We start from the raw sequence: 17,709 nt of genomic DNA on the forward strand, positions 1-17,709 counted from the left end.
GCTACAGTCGCATATCGACGGTTCTTGGCGCTTTGCGGCACCTTTCTCCTTCTTTCCCTGCTCCGCGGCACGGGTCGCCCGAACGTCGGGTTACTCTCTACTAAGAAGGAGCCACTTCATGGCTATCACCGGAACCGTCAAGTTTTTCAACGCCGACAAGGGCTATGGCTTCATCGCGCCGGATGGCGGCGGTAACGATGCATTCGTGCATATCACCGCGGTTGAGCGCGCCGGCATGCCGACGCTGAACCAGAACCAGCGCGTCACCTACGAGCTCGAGCCCGACAAGCGTGGCAAGCAGTCGGCCGTGAACCTCCAGCCAGCCGATTGATCTCGCTGGCGGAGCAATCCGCCGCCTGATCTCGGTTGCGGTGCGGCGGTCTTCGGATCGCCGCACCAATTCTTTCCATATTCTCCCGCAGGAGCGCATCAGCATGGCCGATAATCCAGAATTTTACCGGGCCCGCGCTGATGAAGAGCGTCGCAACGGCGATGCCGCCCTGCTCGACAACGTCCGCGATCGCTGCCGCCGCGCTGAAAAGGCCTGGGACGACATGGCTTCGCGCGCCGAGCGCACCCAGGTTCTCCGGGCCGCCCGCGAAGCAGCCCCTCCCGGTGGCGAGCGGATGATGATCGGTACGCCATCGATGGTCCCCGCCGAATAACACTTTAGTGTCAGTAAAATCCCGCAGGTGTGCATCGATGCCGCCAGCGGGATTTCTGTTTTTGTGGCCACGGCATGATCCCAGACGTGGTTTGTAACCATCAAGATCCAGATCGCCTTGTGGCGAGATGCTGTCGATATCCGGCCAAGGCGAGCAGTTCGCCAATTCGATCTTAGTACCGCCCGATGATCTTGTAACGACGCGTCGATCCTCACGCAGTCGTCCCAAGGATCGGCGTCTGTGATCTCGGGCAGGGCTTGATTCCCCTCCTGCGACGTAAAGAACATCCGAGCGGCGCTTTCGCCCGACCGCGCACTTGCTGATGCTCTCGTCGAGTAACGGTCCGGTAAGGCAACGCCGCCGGCGTTCGGTTCATCGATGCCGCGGGTCGTCAACGCCACACGCGTCTCGCACGATGATTACAAGCCCAACATTACCTTGTCATCCCGCGCAGGCGGAGATCCACATCCTCTAGGTGTTGCGATCTTGAGGCGAAGTTCGCCACTGTGGGTTCCCGTCTACGGAGGAATGACGGTTACAAGCCAGCAAGGCGAAGGTGCTGTTCGGAGTAGGCGAGCGATCACAGCGGTCCGGGATGCCACGACGCGCATCACGCCTGAAACCCTCGAATGTCATGGTTGTGCCTGGATCAGCAGGACGGGCGGTAGGCTGCCCGGTGGACCACGCTGTCGGCACCCCGACCTCCATCCGATCGGGGCGCTCAACCCACTGCAACAGACCGTCGCGGATACCGCCAGGATCTTCCGGTCACTCGCGCACGTCCCCCGACGTTACGGCCCCAGGCCGGCGCTCCTTGATCCACGAACTTGACCGCGCATCGCTCGAAGCGCCCTGACCGCACTCGCAATCTTCCATTCCACGGGCTAGCATCGTCCCTTCCTGACAGAATACTGCCCTTGTGAAAGTATCGCCGTGCGCCCGATCGTCCTAGCCGTCCTGCTCGCCACCGCCGCTGTTCCCGCCGCCTTCCCCGTCTCCGCCGCCCATGCCGCCGACGCACCGGCGGTCCATCAATATGGTCAGCTCGCGCTGTCGCCAAAGGGCGATACGATTGCCACCGTCGAGCAGTCCGGCGACTCGGCCGCGCATCTCAACGGGGCGATCGTGCTGCGGGCGGCGAAGGACGGGCATATCCTGCGGCGGATCGATCCGTGCGCGACCTGTGCGATAACCGGGCTGACCTTCTCGTCGACCGGCAGCCTTGCCTATCTCTCGCGCGATCGCGATGCGAGGGCGGTGGCGCTGATCGTCGACGGCGCCACGCCACATATCGTCGCCACCGTCGGCGGCATCGCGCAGACGCCGCGCTTTTCGCCCGACGGCACGCGTATCGCGCTGCTGGTGACGATCGGCGCCGCCAAGGAGTCGGGTGCGGCGCAGGCCGGCGCGCGACAGGTCGGCGAGATCGGCGAAGCGAACGACGAACAGCGTCTCGCCGTGTTCGACGTGACCGCCACGCCGGTCGCCGCCGCGGCGCTGACGCCGGTCTCGCCGGTCGGCCGCTATGTTTATGAATACGACTGGACGCCCGATGGCCGGGGGTTCGTCGCGACCAGTGCGCTCGGCAACGGCGATAATAACTGGTGGGTGGCGACGCTCGATGCGATCGACGCACAGACCGGCGCGGTCCGCCAGATCGCCAAGCCCGCCACCCAGGCCAATTTCCCGCGCGTTTCGCCCGATGGCCGGACCGTCGCCTACATCGGCGGGTTGATGAGCGATTTCGGCTCGGTCGGTGGCGATGTGTGGACGGTGCCGTTCGCGGGCGGCGCCCCTTCCAACCGCACCCCGGGCTACACGGCGACCGTCACATCGCTAGACTGGCTTGCCAGCGGGATCGCCGCGACCACGCTCTCGGGCAGTGACGCGCAGATCGTGACGATCGATCCGCGGACGACCGGCGTGCCTACGGTCCGGTTCAGTCGCCCGGCGAGCTTTGCTGCGGGTGACGGCAAGGTCGCCTACAGCGCCGACGGTCGCCTGATCGCGAGCGTCGTGCAGGACTTCGAACACGCCCCCGCGATTCTCGCCGGTCCGGTCACGGCACCGAAGCAGGTCACGCACGACAATGATGCGGTGCCCGCGCTGTTCAAGGCGCGCAGTGTCAGCTGGAAGAATGGCGGCTTCACCAGCCAGGGCTGGCTGCTCGCACCCCGGTCGGCATCCGCCGCGGCGAAGGCGCCGATGATCGTCAACGTCCATGGTGGCCCGTCCGCGGCCAGCACGCCCGGCTTCATCACCGGCGGCTTGAATGCCGATCTGGCCAAGGCGGGCTATTACATCTTCATGCCTAATCCGCGCGGCAGCTACGGCCAGGGCGAAGCGTTCACCGCGGCCAACAAGCGCGATTTCGGCGGCGGCGATCTGCAGGACATCCTCACCGGCATCGACGCGGTCGAGAAGGTCGCGCCGATCGATGACGCGCGGCTCGGGCTGATCGGCGGCAGCTATGGCGGCTTCATGGCGATGTGGACCAACACGCAGACCAATCGCTTCAAGGCGATCGTGTCCGGCGCCGGCCTGTCGAACTGGATCAGCTACTACGGCACCAACGGCATCGATCAGTGGATGATCCCGTTCTTCGGTGCGTCGATGTACGAGGATCCGGCGATCTATGCGAAGGTCTCGCCGATCACCTACATCGCCACCGCGAAGACCCCGACGTTCCTCTACGTCGGCGAGCGCGACATCGAGGTGCCGCCGACCCAGTCGGTCGAATATTGGCACGCGTTGAAGGCGCTCGGCGTGCCGACCAGCCTCGTGATCTATCCGGAAGAAGGACACGGGATTCGCGATCCCAAGAACTCCGCCGATCTGCGCACGCGGACCGTCGCCTGGTTCGGCAAGTATCTCAAATAAGGTTGGCGGAGCCGGGGGAGGGCAGGGGAAGCACCGGGTCGATTATCGAAGCGGTTTTCCCGAATCCTTCCACCGGTCGAGGATCTGCGACGCCGGTGGCAGGCTGTCGTTCGCGGCGACCGGCGTTGCCGTCTTGACCGCGCCGCTCTGCGCATAGGCCGGCTGCGCGTCGATCGGCGCGACTGGCTTTTGCGGCATCGGCGGTACCGTCTGCGTGGCGACGAGTTCGGGGAGGGGAACGGGGACGGGCGTGACCATCGGCGCATGTGGACCCGGCAACGGTTCGCCGCCGACGTAGCGCTGGCTGAATGCCGCGGACGTGCCCCAGAATCCCTTCCAGCGGTGGAAGAAATGCGCGCCGACCACGTCGGTCATCACCAGGCTGCGGTTCCACGCCGGGGTGACGGCGTAGGTATGGTAATGCGTCGCTAGTCCGACCGGCGCGAACACATACCCGGCCAACGCCATCCCGGCGGCCCGCGCGGCGCGAACCCAGGCGGTACGCGACGGCACCCGTGCCATTGCCCCGTCGCAGGCAAAACTGAACTGGCACCCGGCATGTTCGGAGCCCTGATACACCACGCCGCACACCGTCGCCGGGAAGGCCGGATGGCGGACGCGGTTCAGGATCACCTGCGCCACCGCCTGCTGCCCCGCATCGGGCTCCGACGCCGCTTCGTAATAGATCGCCGCGGTCAGGCATTGCGCGGCGCGGCCCCGGTCGGTCGCCGACGCGGTCGCCATCGAGAAGGGGCGGGCCGGAACGACGCCGGTTTCGAACGTCGCCGGGGTGCCGCTCGGGATCGGCAGGTCGGGCAGGTCGATCGTCCCCGTCACGCCTGTCGCCGGCGCCGCGGTCTCGATCGATGTCGACGGCGCGGCATTCGTGGGAGCTGGCAGGGTCTCGTCAGGCGATGGCGCCGCGAGCAGCACGCCATGGCGCGCGGAAAGCGCCCGCAGCGCGGCATGCGCGGAGATGCCCGCGCCGACGATCAGCGTCACGCCGATCATCGCGATCCAGATGCGGCGCATCAGCCGAACCGTCTGTAATCGTACGCGCAAATCCACACCTCAGCGCCGCCCGGGACGAGCAGCCCCTGCCGCCATAGCCTGTTTCGTACGGGCTGACGCTTAACATTTCGCGGCGTCCCACTCCGGGACGAAGCGCGAGCCCGGCAAGGTTTGCCTACGCAGGCGCCGCGTGGTTCACTTCAACGCGGCGGTGTCGAGCCTCAAGGCCGCCTCCGGAATGACCTCGACGTTCGGATACGCCTTGCGGAACGGTTCGATGAACTGTTTCGCGTCGCCGACCACGACGATGCTCGCCGCCTTCGGATCGAGCAGCGCGACCGCCGCCGCCTGTACCGCCGCCGGATCGACCGCCCCGACCGTGCCGGTATAGCGCTGTAATTCGCCGAGCGGCACGCCGTTCTGGACATACGCCCCGAGGATCCCGGCGACCCCCGAGGTCGTCTCGATATTGCGGCCGAAATTGCCGATCAGCACCGCCTTGCGCGTGTCGAGTTCGCTCGCGGGAACCGGCGACGTCCCCATCCGCGTCATCTCCGCGGCAATCAGCGTCACCACCTCGGCGGCGGTCGGGTTCTTCGTCTGAGTCCGCGCGGCGATAGTGCCTTGCGTCTTGCCCGCATCCAGCGTGCTGCCCGCACCGTAGGCGAGCCCGCGCTTGATCCGGATCTCCTGGTTCAACCGCGACGAGAAGCCGCCACCGAGGACGGTATTGCCCACCGCGAGCGGATAATAGCGCGGGTCGGCGCGCTCGATGCCGGGCCGCGCGACGACAACGCCTGCCTGGCCGGCCTCGGGCATGTCGACGACGATGACGCGCGGCCCGGGATAGACTACCGGCGCCACCTTGGGCGCACCGGCGCCTTGCGACGTCCAGCCGCCGAACTGCGCTTCAGCCAGCGCTTTCGCTTTTGCCGCGGTCACGTCGCCGACCATGATCAGCGTTGCCTGCGCAGGCTGGAAGCTGCGCGCATACGCAGCCGTGATATCCGAGCGCGTGATGGCCTTCAGCGACACCGGCGTGCCGCCGTTCGGCGCTCCGTACGGTGAGCCGCCCAGCACCGCGCGGTCGGCGACCAGTCCGGCGACCTGCGCCGGATCCTTCAACGCAAGCGTTACCGCATCGATCTGCTGCGTCCGTGCCCGCTCGATCTCGTCGGGCGCGAACGCCGGGTTGACCGCGACGTCGGCAAGGATCGCCATCGCCGGCGCCAGCTGGTCCGACTTCACCGTCACGTCGACCGCCGCGCCGTCGCTGCCGGCCGAACTGCCGATCGCCCCGCCCAGGCCTTCGACTGCGCGGGCGATCTCGGTCGCCGACCGCGTCTTGGTGCCCTTGGTCATCAGTTCCGCCGACAGGCTGCTGACGCCCGCCCGGTTCGTTGGATCGGTCGCGGCGCCGCCCGCGGTTACCAGATAGGCGGTGACGATCGGCAGTTCGTGCCGCTCGACAGTCACCAGCCGCATGCCGTTGGCGAGGCGCATCTCCACAGGCTGCGGAATGGTCGGCGATACCGGCGCGCTCGGCATGGGCGGCTGGACGCGCTCGCCTTCGGGCGCAGGCGTCACGATCTCGATATTCGCCGGCGCCTTCAGGTCGGCGACCTGCACGGTCGGCGCTACCGCGATCGTGTCGGCAACGCCGGTCGCGGGTTTGGCGGCGATCGACAAATACCGGATCGCCGCCGACTGGTTGTCGCCGAGATACTTCCGCGCAACCCGCTGAATATCCGCCGCGGTCACCCGCGAGATCGCGGCCAGCTGCTTGTCCGCCGCGGCTGGATCTCCGTCGACGAGCACGGCGGACGCCAGCGTGCTCGCCTTGCCCTCGGCCGTCTCGCGCGACTGGATCGACTGGGTCAGGATCTCGTTCTTCGCCTCGGCCAGTTCGGCCGCGGTCACCGGCGCATCGCGGAACCGAGCGATCTCGCGCTTCAACGCGGCCTCACCGGCCTCGATCGTCTTGCCGCCCGCGAGGATTGCGTAGACGACCATGTTGCCGGTCGCCTGCTTGGTATCGAGGAACGCCTCGGCCGACTGCGCAAGCTGGTCGCGGTACACGACGCTCTCGTACAGCCGTGAACTCTCGCCCGTCGCCAGCACCGCCTTCAACACCATCAACGCCGGAATGTCCGCATCGCGGTCCGGCGGCAGGTGATAGCTGACCAGCACTGCGGGCAACGGCGTGTTGGGTTCGTACACGGTCCGCGTCACTGCCTTGGTCCGCGCAGGCTCGGCAACCGTCACGCGCGGGATCGCCGCGGACGGCTTCTTGATGCCCGCGAAATACTGATCGACCCAGCCGTTCAACTGCGCCGGGTCGAAATTACCAGAGACGACGAGGATGGCATTGTCCGGCCGGTAATAAGTCGCATGAAATGCGCGAACGTCGTCGATCCCGGCGGCTTCGAGATTCTCCAGACTGCCGATCCCCGGCCGCGCGTAAGGATGAACCTGATAGGCGAGTTCGGGATAATAGATCGAGAACAGTTTGCCGTACGGTTGCGCCAGGGTCCGCTGGCGAAGCTCTTCCTTCACCACGTCGCGCTCCGAGCCGAAGCTCTTGGGCTCGACGACGAGGCTCCCCATCCGGTCGGCTTCCGCGAACAGCAGACGCTGGAGATGGTTGGCCGGGATCACCTCGTAATAATTGGTATAGTCTTCGTTGGTTGAAGCGTTGTTATATCCGCCGACGTCTTCGGTCAGCCGATCCATCTGCTCCGACACCAGGTTGCGCGTCGATTTGAACATCAGATGCTCGAACATGTGCGCGAACCCGGACTTGCCCTTGGGGTCGTCCTTCGAGCCGACATCGTACCAGACCTGCACCGAAACGTTCGGCGTGCCCGTGTCACGGATCGCATATACGCGCAGGCCGTTCGGCAGCGTGCGCTCGGTATACGCGATCGGCTTTACCGAAACCTGCGTCGGGGCAGGCGCGGTCTGCGCCCCCACCGCTACCGGGAAAAATGCTGCGGTCAGCAGCAATGCGGAGCGGAGGAGGCGCATGGAGATCCTTACTTGTTGCGGTTCGCGAACAGCACCGCGCCCGCGATCGCCGCGGAGCCGATGCCGACGCCAAGCCCGATCTTCGCGAGCGGCCAGCTCTTGGTCTTCTCCGCGGCGTTGTGCGCGGCGGCTTCGGCCTGCAGCTTCGCCTCCTTCGCGGCGGCGAGGATTTCGTTCGGGGTGTCGCTGTCGATCTTGATCGTCACTTGGGCTCTCCTTCACTCTTCCGGGCATACACGCCACGGAAATCATTCGCGAACTGTGTCAGCGTCCCCGAGGCGATCGCCGCCCGCAGATCCGCCATCAGCGTTTCGTAGAACCAGATGTTATGCTCCGTCATGAGCATTGCGCCAAGCATTTCGCCCGACCGTACGAGGTGATGCAGATACGCCCGTCCCCAGGTTCCGCAGACCGGGCAGGGGCAGGCAGGATCGAGCGGCCCCATATCCTCGGCGAACTTGGCGTTGCGGATGTTGATCGGCCCGGTTCGCGTGAAGGCCTGGCCGGTCCGCCCGGAGCGCGTGGGCATCACGCAGTCGAACATGTCGATACCGCGCTCGACCGCGCCGACGATGTCGTCCGGCTTGCCGACCCCCATCAGATAGCGCGGCTTGTCGACCGGCAACTGGTCCGGCGCGAAATCGAGGCAGCCGAACATCGCCTCCTGCCCCTCGCCGACCGCCAGGCCGCCGACTGCATAGCCGTCGAAGCCGATATCGATCAGCGCATCGGCCGACGACTTGCGGAAGCCCTCGTTCAGCGCACCCTGCTGGATACCGAAGATGGCGTTGTTCTCGGCATGATCCTCGCCCGCATCGAACGCCGCGCGCGACCGCTTCGCCCAGCGCATCGATCGCTCCATCGCCGCGGCCTGCACTTCTCGCGTCGACGTGGTCGGCACCAGTTCGTCGAACGCCATGACAATGTTCGAACCGAGCAGCCGCTGGATCTCGATCGACCGCTCGGGACTGAGCAGATGTCGCGTGCCGTCGAGGTGCGACTTGAACGAGACGCCTTCCTCGGACCGCTTGGTCAGGTCGGCAAGGCTCATCACCTGATAGCCGCCGGAATCGGTCAGGATCGGCTTCGACCAGCCTGAGAACGCGTGCAGACCACCCAGCCGCGCAACCCGCTCGGCACCCGGCCGCAGCATCAGGTGATAGGTATTGCCGAGGATGATGTCCGCACCCGCACCGACCACATCGGCGGGCTTCATTCCCTTGACGGTAGCGGCGGTGCCGACCGGCATGAACGCCGGCGTGCGGATGTCGCCGCGCTGCATCGCGATGACGCCGGTACGGGCCTTGCCGTCGGTGGCGGAAATGGTGAAGTCGAAGCGGGGACGGGTCATGGTATCAACGTTTCTTGCGGATGCCGTAGCGATCGCCGGCCGGCGCGCCGCGGATGGTGATGAGTTCGGCGCGAGTCAGCACGCCATCCTTGTCGCGGTCGAACCGCGCGAAGAACTGCGCGAACCGCGCCTGGAGTTCGGCCAGCGTGATCCGGTTATCGCCATCGCGGTCGACCTCGAACGGGCTCGGCAACGCGTTACGATCGCCGAGCCACGCCTGCGCCCAGTCGGCAAAGGCGATGTACCCGATCGATCCAGTCGCAGCACCCTCGGCGGTCGCATAGCTCCGCGCGACGCCCGCGGTCAGTTCCGCCTGCGTCACGCGGCCATCACCGTTCGCATCGCACGCGGCGATGAACAGCGCGGCGGGCTCGGCAAATATCGTCGCTGGCGGCTGTGGCGTGCCCGCGGGCGGAGGTGCGGCCGTGATGGCCTGAAGCAAAGCGAGTACGAGCAGCATGCCGCCCGTCATGGCAGCAGAAGCGAGGCGTCGCCATAGCTGTAGAAACGATACCTCCCGGCGATCGCATGCGCATACGCCGCCTGCATCCGCTCACGCCCCATCAGCGCCGACACGAGCATGAACAACGTCGACCGTGGCAGATGGAAATTGGTTATCAGCCCGTCGATCCCGCGGAACCGGTATCCCGGCGTGATGAAGATCGCAGTGTCGCCGTCGAACGGACGAATGACGTCGTCCTCGCCGGTCGCGCTCTCGATCAGCCGCAGCGACGTCGTCCCGACCGCGATCACGCGACCACCGCGTGCGCGGACCGCGTTGAGCCGATCGGCGGTGGTGGCATCGATCCGGCCCCATTCGGCGTGCATCTTGTGCTCGGTGGTGTCGGTCGCCTTCACGGGGAGGAACGTCCCCGCGCCGACATGCAGCGTCAGCGTCGCATGACCGATCGCCGCCGCCTCGAGCGCCGCCATCAACTTCGGCGTGAAGTGCAACGCCGCTGTCGGCGCCGCCACCGCGCCCGGCTCGGACGCGAACATCGTCTGGTAATCGTCTGCATCGCGTTCGTCGGTCGGGCGCTTGCCGGCGATGTACGGGGGCAGGGGCATGTGGCCCGCGCGCTCCAGCAACAGCTCGACCGGCTCGTCGCCCGCGAACACCAGCGCGTAGCTGCCGTCATCCTCACGATCGACCGCCGCCGCGCTGACGCCGTTGCCAAAGTCGATCACGTCGCCGTCGCGCAGCCGCCGCGCATTGCGAATGAACGCCCGCCACCGTCGCGGCCCCTCGCGCTTGTGCAAGGTCGCGCCGATCTTGGCATCGCCGCGCCGCCCGTCGAGCTGCGCCGGGATCACGCGCGTATCGTTGAACACGAGCATGTCGCCGCGCCGCAGCAGCGACGGCAGGTCGGATACGCCTGCATCCTGGGTCGCATCACCTTCGAGCACCAGCATCCGCGCAGCATCGCGCGGCGCCGCGGGGCGGAGCGCGATGTTGTCGGTCGGCAGGTCGAAGTCGAAAAGGTCGACGTTCAACGTGGAATCACTTCTTTGCAGGAGCCTTCTTTACCGGCGCCTTGCGAGCGGCCGGCGCGAGCTTTGGCTTGGCCGCGTTCGGCCCCGAAGCCGTGCCCGGCAACGTCACCGGTGCACCGAGCGCGGGGGCAGGCGGCCCAGCCATGTACGCCGGAGGATTGTCGGCCGCGATATACGCATGGACGATCCGCGACGGGTTCGCCGGCGGCTCGCCACGCTCGATCGCGTCGACATACTGCATCCCGTCGAGCACGCGACCGAACACGGTGTATTTTTTGTCGAGGCTAAGACGCGGCTGGAAGACGATGAAGAACTGGCTGTTCGCGCTGTCCTCCTTGTCCGACCGCGCCGCCGACACCGCACCACGGACGTGCGGCAGGTAGTTGAACTCCGCCTTCACGTCGGGGAGCGTCGAGCCGCCGGTGCCGTCGCCCTTGGGATCGCCACCCTGCGCCATGAAGCCATCGATGACGCGGTGAAACGCGAGGCCGTCGTAGAAATGCTGGCGGGTCAGCGTCTTGATCCGCTCGACCATCAATGGCGCGACGTCAGGGCGCAGCCAGATCGTCACGCGCCCACCGGTCGACAGATCGAGCAGCAGCAGGTTCTGCGTATCCGTGGTCAGGGGCGGGGTCGCGCGAACGGCAGGCGCCACGACTTCCTTCTTCTGCGCTGCACCAGCCGGTACCGTGACCAGGCACCCGAGCAACGCGAACATTCCGACGAAAAAGCGCATCAAATTCCCACTCGAAAGAGGCCCGGCGCAACCAGGCTGCCGCCACTTAGAGCAAATCCCCGCTTGCGCCAATCTGAACGTGCAGAGCGAGTAAGCTGAGAACGCTCCCCTCCCTGAAAGGGAGGGGCCGGGGGTGGGTAGGCCAGCTTGAGCCACAACGGCCCAGTTATGCGGAACCCGACCCACCCCCAACCCCTCCCTGCCAGGGAGGGGGGAAGAGGGTCGATCGAGTCTCAACGGTCCAGTTATGGGGAACCCGACCCACCCCCGACCCCTCCCTTCCAGGGAGGGGGGAAGGAGGTCAGCTCCCCTTGCGGCCGATCTTCTCGACCCGCGCTACCACTTCGGCACGCACTGATTCCGGCACGAACTTGGCGATATTTCCGCCGTAAAGCGCGATCTCCTTCACCAGCCGGCTCGCGATCGGCTGCAACGCGACGTCGGCCATCAGGAACACCGTCTCGACGCGCGGATTGATCTGCTGGTTCATCCCCGCCATCTGATACTCGTACTCGAAATCGGCGACGGCCCGGAGTCCGCGGACGATCACTTTCGCGCCCTGTCGCTCTGCAAAGTCCATCAGCAGCGAATCGAACGCCACCACCTCGATATCGCCGTCGACGTCCGCGACCTCGCGGCGCACCGTCGCCATCCGCTCCTCGATCGTGAACATCGGCGACTTCGAGGGGTTGGTCGTCACCCCGATCACCAGCCGGTCGACCAGCTTCGCGCCGCGTCGGATGATGTCCATGTGCCCCAGGGTCACAGGATCGAACGTGCCCGGGTAAACACCAATCCGTTCAATCATGCCGATCTCCTAGCGGTCGCGTTCGAGCACGAAGCGGGCGATGTCCCGCAACAGATCGGCTTCCTTGCCATAGCTATGGAGGTGCGCGATCGCCTGGTCGACCAGCATCCGCGCCTGTTCGCGCGCACGCTCCGGCCCAAGCAGCGACAGGAACGTCTCCTTGCCCGCGACCTCATCCTTGCGCAGCGACTTGCCGACTACCGCCTCGTCGCCCTCCGCGTCGAGCAGATCATCGGCGATCTGGAACGCCAGCCCCAAATCGTGCGCATAGCCACGCAGCCCAACGCGGCCCTCCGGCGGCAGCCGGCCGAGGATCGCACCAGCCTCGACCGATGCCGAGATCAGCGCGCCCGTCTTCATCTGCTGGAGCCGCGTGACGGTATTGAGGTCGAAGCGGGTGCTCTCCGCCTCGATATCCATCTTCTGTCCGCCCGCCATGCCGTTCGGCCCGGCCGCGCGCGCGAGGTCCGTCACCAGTTCGATCCGCACGAACGGATCGGGGTGCGTCGCGGGATCGGCAAGGATCTCGAACGCCAGCGCGTGAAGGCAATCGCCCGCCAGGATCGCGGTCGCCTCGTCGAACACCTTATGCACGGTCGGCTTGCCGCGGCGCATATCGTCGTCGTCCATCGACGGCAGGTCGTCATGGATCAGCGAATAGACGTGGATCGCCTCCAGCGCCGTCGCCGCCCGTGCCGAGCATTCGCGCGCGACGTCGAACAGCCCCGCGGTCGCGAACACCAGCAACGGCCGCAGCCGCTTGCCGCCACCGATCGCCGCGTGCCGCATCGCCCGGTACAGGTCGCCGCGCGGATCGTCGGGAATCGTCAGCAGCTGGTCGAACTGTCGATCGATCTCGACGGCAACCTCGGCGAGCGCTTCGTTCAGCGCGGCGGACGACGGCGGGGCGGACATCGCGGTCACCTGTTCAGCCTGCGGCGAACGGACGGACGCCGGCAGGCTTGCCGTCGCCGTCGAGCCGGATCGCCTCGATCCGCGCCTGCGCTGCGTCGAGCCGGTCGGCGCACCGCTGGCGCAGCTTGTTGCCGCGCTCGTATAGCTCGATCGCCTGCTGGAGCGGCGTGTCGCCGCTTTCCAGCTTCCCGACGATAAGCTCGAGTTCCTTCAGTGCATCCTCGAACGCGAGGTCTTCGATCGGCGTGTCCATGCCCGTCGCTATGGCGCAGGCACGGGACGGGGGTCAAGAAGACCGCGGCCAAGAAAGCCGGCCCCGGACACCAGTCGGATTACCGCAGGCGCTCGACCGTCCAGGTATAGAGCACGGACACGCCGATCAGGCCCAGATCGACCACCGCCTGCATCCGGTGAGGCGCCGGGTCGCGCGCGTCGTGCGTGATCAGCCGAATGTCGGCGGTCGGATGGCGAACGGCCAGCAGCATCAGCGCGAACGCCGCCACCACCAAGATACCCCTGTGCTTGCGCATCGCCCACCGTCTCCAATGGCGTCAGCATGCTGCAAAGCGGGCCGCCCGACAAGCCTGTGCGACGGGACCGGGCAAACTGGCAGCGAAGAATAGTCAGGCGGCAAAGGGAAGGATGTCGGCGAACGGCGGCATACCCGCCTCGCGCCATCGATCGCGCCCCGCCGCCTTCGCCGCGAACAATGCGCGGTCGGCGCTGCGATACAGCGTCTTCCAGTCGGTCTCGCGTAGCAGTGGGCCGGTGCAGCCGCCGATGCTCGCGGTCACCGCGATGTCGAATGGCATCCGCTGGCGGCGCAGCGCGGCCAGAATCGCGTCGGGCGAGAGCAAGGCGTCAGTATTGGCGATGATCGCGAATTCCTCGCCGCCGATCCGTGCGATCAGCGCATCGTTGGGTACGGCGTTGCGGAGCGCGCGCGCGACGACCCGCAAGACCTCGTCGCCGCCGTCATGCCCGATCGTATCGTTGACGGTCTTGAAATGGTCGATGTCGGCGATCAGCAGCAACTGATCGCCGGGACGACCGATCGCCCGCGACAGGAAGGCGCGCCGGTTGAGCAGTCCGGTCAGCGGATCGGTATCGGCCAGCAGGCGGGCGGCGATCTCCTGCTCGCGAGCCTCGTCACGCTCGACGCTCAGCAGGCGGATGCGATACGCGATCGCCAGGCTCGACAGCAGAGCCTCCAACATCATCGAGACGACCGTCGAATTGTCGAGCCAGAAACTCCAGGACATGAGCCCCAGCGCGCTCGCGACGCGCATCCCGGCAAACACGATCGGCGTGCCCCAGGCGAGCGCGAACATCCACAGATAGTTGCTACGATGCCGCCACGCGCGATACAGGATCGGCGGCACCAGCGCGATCAGCGGGATGTAGCTCAGCGCGAGCAGGCGATCGAGCACGTCGATGTGCCACGGTGCCAGGATCGCGAAGGCGATGCCGGTGGTCGCCAGCGTCGCCACCGCGGCGGTGCTTGCGGGTCGCAGCCAGCCATCGAACACCGGCCGTTCGAAGAACGATCGCGCGAAGACCAGCACCATGATCGCCGAGGCCGACAGCAGGACGATGTTGATCCGCAGTCGATCGTTATTGTCGAGCGCAGGGACCAACTGGCCGAGCGCGGCCGACGACGACACCGCATAGCCCAGCAGGCACAGGACGAGAAGGCAGTAGACCGGCTGGAACGCCTGACGCAGCGCACCCCAGAGCGCGAGGTTGTAGACGATCAGCGCGATCGCCATCCCGCCGAAGCTGGCATAGAGTCCCGCCAGCAGCGTCTCCCTGGCTGCCGCTTCGGCGGGTGTCGCGAGCGTCACGCCCATCACGACGCCGCGCAGATTGGCGGCGCCTTCGACATGCCAGAGCAGGCGCACCGGCGGCGCGGCATGGGGCGGCAGCGTCAGCGACAGCGTCGCGCCGAGTTTTAGATACCGGCCCGCCGTATGGCTGGTAAACCCGGTTTGCCGTATCGCGCCGTCAGCATAGAGGACGTTGAGCGTGACACGGTTCTGCCACATGCTCGCGACGCGGGCGGCGATCCCCGGTACGCGCGCCAGATCCGCGGGTAGCGTTTGCGACAATGCCCAGAAGTCACCGCGGCCAAACTGTTCCTGCGGCGTGATGCAGTCGAACCGGTCCGGTGTTCGGAAGAGTGTGGCGGGAGATTCGTTGGGCTTGGCCGGCAGGATGCAGACGGTCAGCGATCGACCTGCGCTGGCCTGCGCCGAAGAGGCACCGAGCACCGCAAGCGCCAGCATGACCACCGCAGCAACCCATCCTGTACGAACCCCGACCGTCATTGCACCGTAATAGCGCACGTTCACAAATTAAGCGTAAAGGGATCAACAGACTGCGCCGAAATGACCCGGTTTTCCCGGGCAAGGCAGCGGCGGGCGGAACATATCCGGCCGGGCATCGAGCCCGGCTGGATCGTGGTTACGCGGCGTCGACCGTCTCGGTCTTGCCCTTCTTCTTGGGCTTCTTGGGCGCGGCAGGTTCGATCGCGAACGACAGCGCGCCGTCCTTCATCTTCACCGTCACCTCGCCGCCATGGACCAGCTTGCCGAACAGCAGTTCCTCGGCGAGCGGCTGCTTGATCTTCTCCTGGATCAGGCGACCCATCGGCCGTGCGCCGTACAGCTTGTCATAGCCCTTGGTCGTCAGCCACGCCTTCGACTCGTCGTCGAGGACGATGTGCACGCCGCGGTCCGCGAGCTGGAGTTCGAGCTGGAGGATGAACTTGTCCACCACCCGCGCCACCACTTCGGTCGGCAGGTACCCAAACGGCACCACCGCATCGAGGCGGTTGCGGAATTCTGGCGTGAACATTTTCGTCACCGCCACCTCGTCCTCGCCCTCGCGCGACAGGTTGCCGAAGCCAACCGTCTCGCGCGCCATGTCGCTGGCACCCGCATTGGTCGTCATGATCAGGATGACGTTGCGGAAATCGACCGACTTGCCGTGCTGATCGGTCAGCCGCCCGTTATCCATCACCTGCAACAGGATGTTGAACAGGTCCGGATGCGCCTTCTCGATCTCGTCGAGCAGAAGCACGCAATGCGGGTTCTGATCGATCGCATCGGTCAGCAAGCCGCCCTGGTCGAATCCGACATAGCCCGGGGGCGCACCGATCAGACGACTGACCGAATGCCGCTCCATATATTCGGACATGTCGAACCGCTGGAGCGGGATGCCGAGGATCGTCGACAACTGCTTGGCGACTTCGGTCTTGCCGACACCGGTAGGCCCGGTGAACAGATAGTTGCCAATCGGCTTCTCCGGCTCGCGCAGACCCGCCCGCGCCAGCTTGATCGCCGACGACAGCTTCTCGATCGCCGCGTTCTGCCCGAACACCACGCGCTTCAGATCGGTCTCGAGCGTGGCGAGCGCCAGCTTGTCGTCGGTCGAAACCGACTTCGGCGGGATGCGGGCCATCGTCGCGATGACCTGCTCGATCTCCTTCGGCGTGATCGTCTTCTTGCGCTTGTTCGGCGGCACCAGCATCTGCATCGCGCCGACCTCGTCGATCACGTCGATCGCCTTGTCCGGCAGCTTGCGGTCGTTGATGTACCGCGCCGACAGCTCCACCGCCGACTTGATCGCATCGGGCGTGTACTTGACGTTGTGGTGATCCTCGAACGCCGAGCGGAGCCCCGCAAGGATCTTGATGGTATCCTCGATCGTCGGCTCGTTCACGTCGATCTTCTGGAAGCGCCGCAGCAACGCGCGGTCCTTCTCGAAGTGATTGCGGAACTCCTTGTACGTCGTCGAACCGATGCACCGGATCGTGCCGCCGCTAAGCGCAGGCTTGAGCAGATTCGAAGCATCCATCGCACCGCCACTCGTCGCACCCGCACCGATCACGGTGTGGATCTCGTCGATGAACAGCACCGCGTCAGGCAGCTTCTCGAGCTCGTTGACGACCGCCTTCAAGCGCTCCTCGAAGTCACCACGATACCGCGTCCCCGCCAGCAACGCGCCCATGTCGAGCGAGTAGATGACGGCAGGCAACAGCACGTCGGGCACATCGCCCTCGACGATCTTGCGCGCCAGGCCTTCCGCGATCGCGGTCTTGCCGACGCCGGGATCACCGACATAGAGCGGGTTGTTCTTCGACCGGCGGCACAGGATCTGGATCGTGCGATCCACCTCCGGCCCGCGCCCGATCAGGGGATCGACCTTGCCGTTCTTGGCCTTCTCGTTGAGGTCGACCGTGAATTGCTTGAGCGCGCTTTCCGTCTTGCCCTTCTCCTGTCCCTTGGCCGGCTTCTCGTCGTCCGCACCCTTTGGCGTGGATGCTTCGGTCGCCTGCTGCCCGCCCTTGCCGACACCGTGGCTGATGAAGCTGACCGCATCGAGGCGGCTCATGTCCTGCTGCTGCAGGAAATAGACGGCATAGCTCTCGCGCTCGCTGAACAAGGCGACGAGCACATTGGCTCCGGTCACTTCGTCGCGGCCCGAGGACTGGACGTGGAGGATCGCGCGCTGGACGACGCGCTGGAACCCGCTGGTGGGGGAGGGATCGGTCGCCGCATCGACCTTCAGCGCATCGAGTTCGCTGTCGAGGTAGTGAGAGACGGTGTTCTTAAGATCGCCGATCTCGACGTTGCACGCGGTCATGACCTTCGACGCATGTTCGTCGTCGATCAGCGCGAGCAACAGATGCTCCAGCGTCGCATATTCGTGACGCCGGGACGATGCCGCCTCGAGCGCCTTGTGCAGCGTGGTCTCGAGGGCGGGTGCAAATGATGGCATTTACAATACTCCTGTCGGGCCGCGAGAACGCGAGCCCTTT

Annotated in this window: 16 protein-coding genes; 3 read left to right on the forward strand and 13 right to left on the reverse strand. The window is 66.0% G+C overall.

Translation table 11 applies throughout. The features are described from left to right. The first annotated feature begins 118 nt into the window (after positions 1-118). The 3 genes from O6Y00_RS17255 to O6Y00_RS17265 all read left to right on the forward strand — a co-directional run bounded on the left by O6Y00_RS17255 (position 119) and on the right by O6Y00_RS17265 (position 3,545). The gene (locus O6Y00_RS17255; RefSeq protein ID WP_031394996.1) at positions 119-331 is read left to right on the forward strand and encodes a cold-shock protein; all 213 of its coding nucleotides are present in this window, start codon (positions 119-121) and stop codon (positions 329-331) included. A 103-nt stretch (positions 332-434) separates the two neighbouring features. Beyond that, a complete protein-coding gene (locus O6Y00_RS17260; RefSeq protein ID WP_353443805.1) occupies positions 435-665 on the forward strand; it encodes a hypothetical protein in 231 nt (76 codons plus the stop codon). Positions 666-1,598: 933 nt separating this feature from the next. Next, the gene (locus tag O6Y00_RS17265; RefSeq protein ID WP_353443806.1) at positions 1,599-3,545 is read left to right on the forward strand and encodes a S9 family peptidase; all 1,947 of its coding nucleotides are present in this window, start codon (positions 1,599-1,601) and stop codon (positions 3,543-3,545) included. Positions 3,546-3,587: 42 nt separating this feature from the next. On the opposite strand, the gene O6Y00_RS17270 is transcribed toward O6Y00_RS17265, so the two are convergent. From O6Y00_RS17270 to clpA, 13 genes are all read right to left on the reverse strand, one after another. After that, complete coding sequence (locus tag O6Y00_RS17270) at positions 3,588-4,577, reverse strand: cell wall hydrolase (protein WP_353443807.1); 990 nt, start codon at positions 4,575-4,577, stop codon at positions 3,588-3,590. Between the two features lie 174 nt (positions 4,578-4,751). Further along, the gene (locus O6Y00_RS17275; RefSeq protein ID WP_353443808.1) at positions 4,752-7,583 is read right to left on the reverse strand and encodes a M16 family metallopeptidase; all 2,832 of its coding nucleotides are present in this window, start codon (positions 7,581-7,583) and stop codon (positions 4,752-4,754) included. An 8-nt stretch (positions 7,584-7,591) separates the two neighbouring features. Further along, entirely contained in the window at positions 7,592-7,789 is a 198-nt protein-coding gene (locus O6Y00_RS17280) for a hypothetical protein (protein WP_353443809.1), read from the reverse strand. Then, positions 7,786-8,934, reverse strand: coding sequence for a tRNA guanosine(34) transglycosylase Tgt (gene tgt, locus O6Y00_RS17285; RefSeq protein WP_353443810.1), 1,149 nt, complete (start codon positions 8,932-8,934; stop codon positions 7,786-7,788). Before tgt ends, O6Y00_RS17280 begins: the two co-directional genes overlap by 4 nt. A gap of 4 nt (positions 8,935-8,938) precedes the next feature. Next, a complete protein-coding gene (locus tag O6Y00_RS17290) occupies positions 8,939-9,394 on the reverse strand; it encodes an EF-hand domain-containing protein (RefSeq protein WP_353443811.1) in 456 nt (151 codons plus the stop codon). 8 nt (positions 9,395-9,402) lie between these two features. Further along, positions 9,403-10,428 (reverse strand): tRNA preQ1(34) S-adenosylmethionine ribosyltransferase-isomerase QueA, encoded by a 1,026-nt coding sequence (queA, locus tag O6Y00_RS17295; RefSeq protein WP_353443812.1) that lies wholly within the window; start codon positions 10,426-10,428, stop codon positions 9,403-9,405. A 7-nt stretch (positions 10,429-10,435) separates the two neighbouring features. After that, the gene (locus O6Y00_RS17300) at positions 10,436-11,164 is read right to left on the reverse strand and encodes a peptidylprolyl isomerase (RefSeq protein ID WP_133018697.1); all 729 of its coding nucleotides are present in this window, start codon (positions 11,162-11,164) and stop codon (positions 10,436-10,438) included. 301 nt (positions 11,165-11,465) lie between these two features. Then, positions 11,466-11,972: a pantetheine-phosphate adenylyltransferase gene (gene coaD, locus O6Y00_RS17305; RefSeq protein WP_353443813.1), complete on the reverse strand. Its 507-nt coding sequence runs from the start codon at positions 11,970-11,972 to the stop codon at positions 11,466-11,468. Positions 11,973-11,981: 9 nt separating this feature from the next. Beyond that, the gene (locus O6Y00_RS17310; protein ID WP_353443857.1) at positions 11,982-12,887 is read right to left on the reverse strand and encodes a polyprenyl synthetase family protein; all 906 of its coding nucleotides are present in this window, start codon (positions 12,885-12,887) and stop codon (positions 11,982-11,984) included. Between the two features lie 13 nt (positions 12,888-12,900). Further along, positions 12,901-13,140 carry an exodeoxyribonuclease VII small subunit gene (locus tag O6Y00_RS17315; protein ID WP_056060585.1) on the reverse strand — a complete coding sequence of 80 codons (240 nt, stop codon included), beginning with the start codon at positions 13,138-13,140 and terminating at the stop codon, positions 12,901-12,903. A 79-nt stretch (positions 13,141-13,219) separates the two neighbouring features. Beyond that, positions 13,220-13,417 carry a hypothetical protein gene (locus O6Y00_RS17320; protein WP_353443814.1) on the reverse strand — a complete coding sequence of 66 codons (198 nt, stop codon included), beginning with the start codon at positions 13,415-13,417 and terminating at the stop codon, positions 13,220-13,222. Between the two features lie 93 nt (positions 13,418-13,510). Beyond that, entirely contained in the window at positions 13,511-15,172 is a 1,662-nt protein-coding gene (locus O6Y00_RS17325; protein ID WP_353443815.1) for a GGDEF domain-containing protein, read from the reverse strand. A gap of 178 nt (positions 15,173-15,350) precedes the next feature. Next, entirely contained in the window at positions 15,351-17,669 is a 2,319-nt protein-coding gene (gene clpA, locus O6Y00_RS17330; RefSeq protein WP_353443816.1) for an ATP-dependent Clp protease ATP-binding subunit ClpA, read from the reverse strand. Positions 17,670-17,709: the final 40 nt, after the last annotated feature.

This window comes from Sphingomonas faeni, from assembly GCF_040407565.1.
Taxonomy (GTDB): Bacteria; Pseudomonadota; Alphaproteobacteria; order Sphingomonadales; family Sphingomonadaceae; genus Sphingomonas; species Sphingomonas faeni_F.

Excerpts from the sequence above, each read along its gene's own strand:
- O6Y00_RS17270 (WP_353443807.1), bottom strand. The coding sequence starts at position 4,577 with ATGCGCCGCATCTGGATCGCGATGATCGGCGTGACGCTGATCGTCGGC.
- O6Y00_RS17325 (WP_353443815.1), bottom strand. The coding sequence starts at position 15,172 with ATGCTGGCGCTTGCGGTGCTCGGTGCCTCTTCGGCGCAGGCCAGCGCA.
- O6Y00_RS17260 (WP_353443805.1), top strand. The coding sequence starts at position 435 with ATGGCCGATAATCCAGAATTTTACCGGGCCCGCGCTGATGAAGAGCGT.
- O6Y00_RS17255 (WP_031394996.1), top strand. The coding sequence starts at position 119 with ATGGCTATCACCGGAACCGTCAAGTTTTTCAACGCCGACAAGGGCTAT.
- coaD (WP_353443813.1), bottom strand. The coding sequence starts at position 11,972 with ATGATTGAACGGATTGGTGTTTACCCGGGCACGTTCGATCCTGTGACC.
- O6Y00_RS17290 (WP_353443811.1), bottom strand. The coding sequence starts at position 9,394 with ATGCTGCTCGTACTCGCTTTGCTTCAGGCCATCACGGCCGCACCTCCG.
- O6Y00_RS17300 (WP_133018697.1), bottom strand. The coding sequence starts at position 11,164 with ATGCGCTTTTTCGTCGGAATGTTCGCGTTGCTCGGGTGCCTGGTCACG.
- O6Y00_RS17310 (WP_353443857.1), bottom strand. The coding sequence starts at position 12,887 with ATGTCCGCCCCGCCGTCGTCCGCCGCGCTGAACGAAGCGCTCGCCGAG.
- tgt (WP_353443810.1), bottom strand. The coding sequence starts at position 8,934 with ATGACCCGTCCCCGCTTCGACTTCACCATTTCCGCCACCGACGGCAAG.
- O6Y00_RS17275 (WP_353443808.1), bottom strand. The coding sequence starts at position 7,583 with ATGCGCCTCCTCCGCTCCGCATTGCTGCTGACCGCAGCATTTTTCCCG.
- O6Y00_RS17315 (WP_056060585.1), bottom strand. The coding sequence starts at position 13,140 with ATGGACACGCCGATCGAAGACCTCGCGTTCGAGGATGCACTGAAGGAA.
- O6Y00_RS17320 (WP_353443814.1), bottom strand. The coding sequence starts at position 13,417 with ATGCGCAAGCACAGGGGTATCTTGGTGGTGGCGGCGTTCGCGCTGATG.
- clpA (WP_353443816.1), bottom strand. The coding sequence starts at position 17,669 with ATGCCATCATTTGCACCCGCCCTCGAGACCACGCTGCACAAGGCGCTC.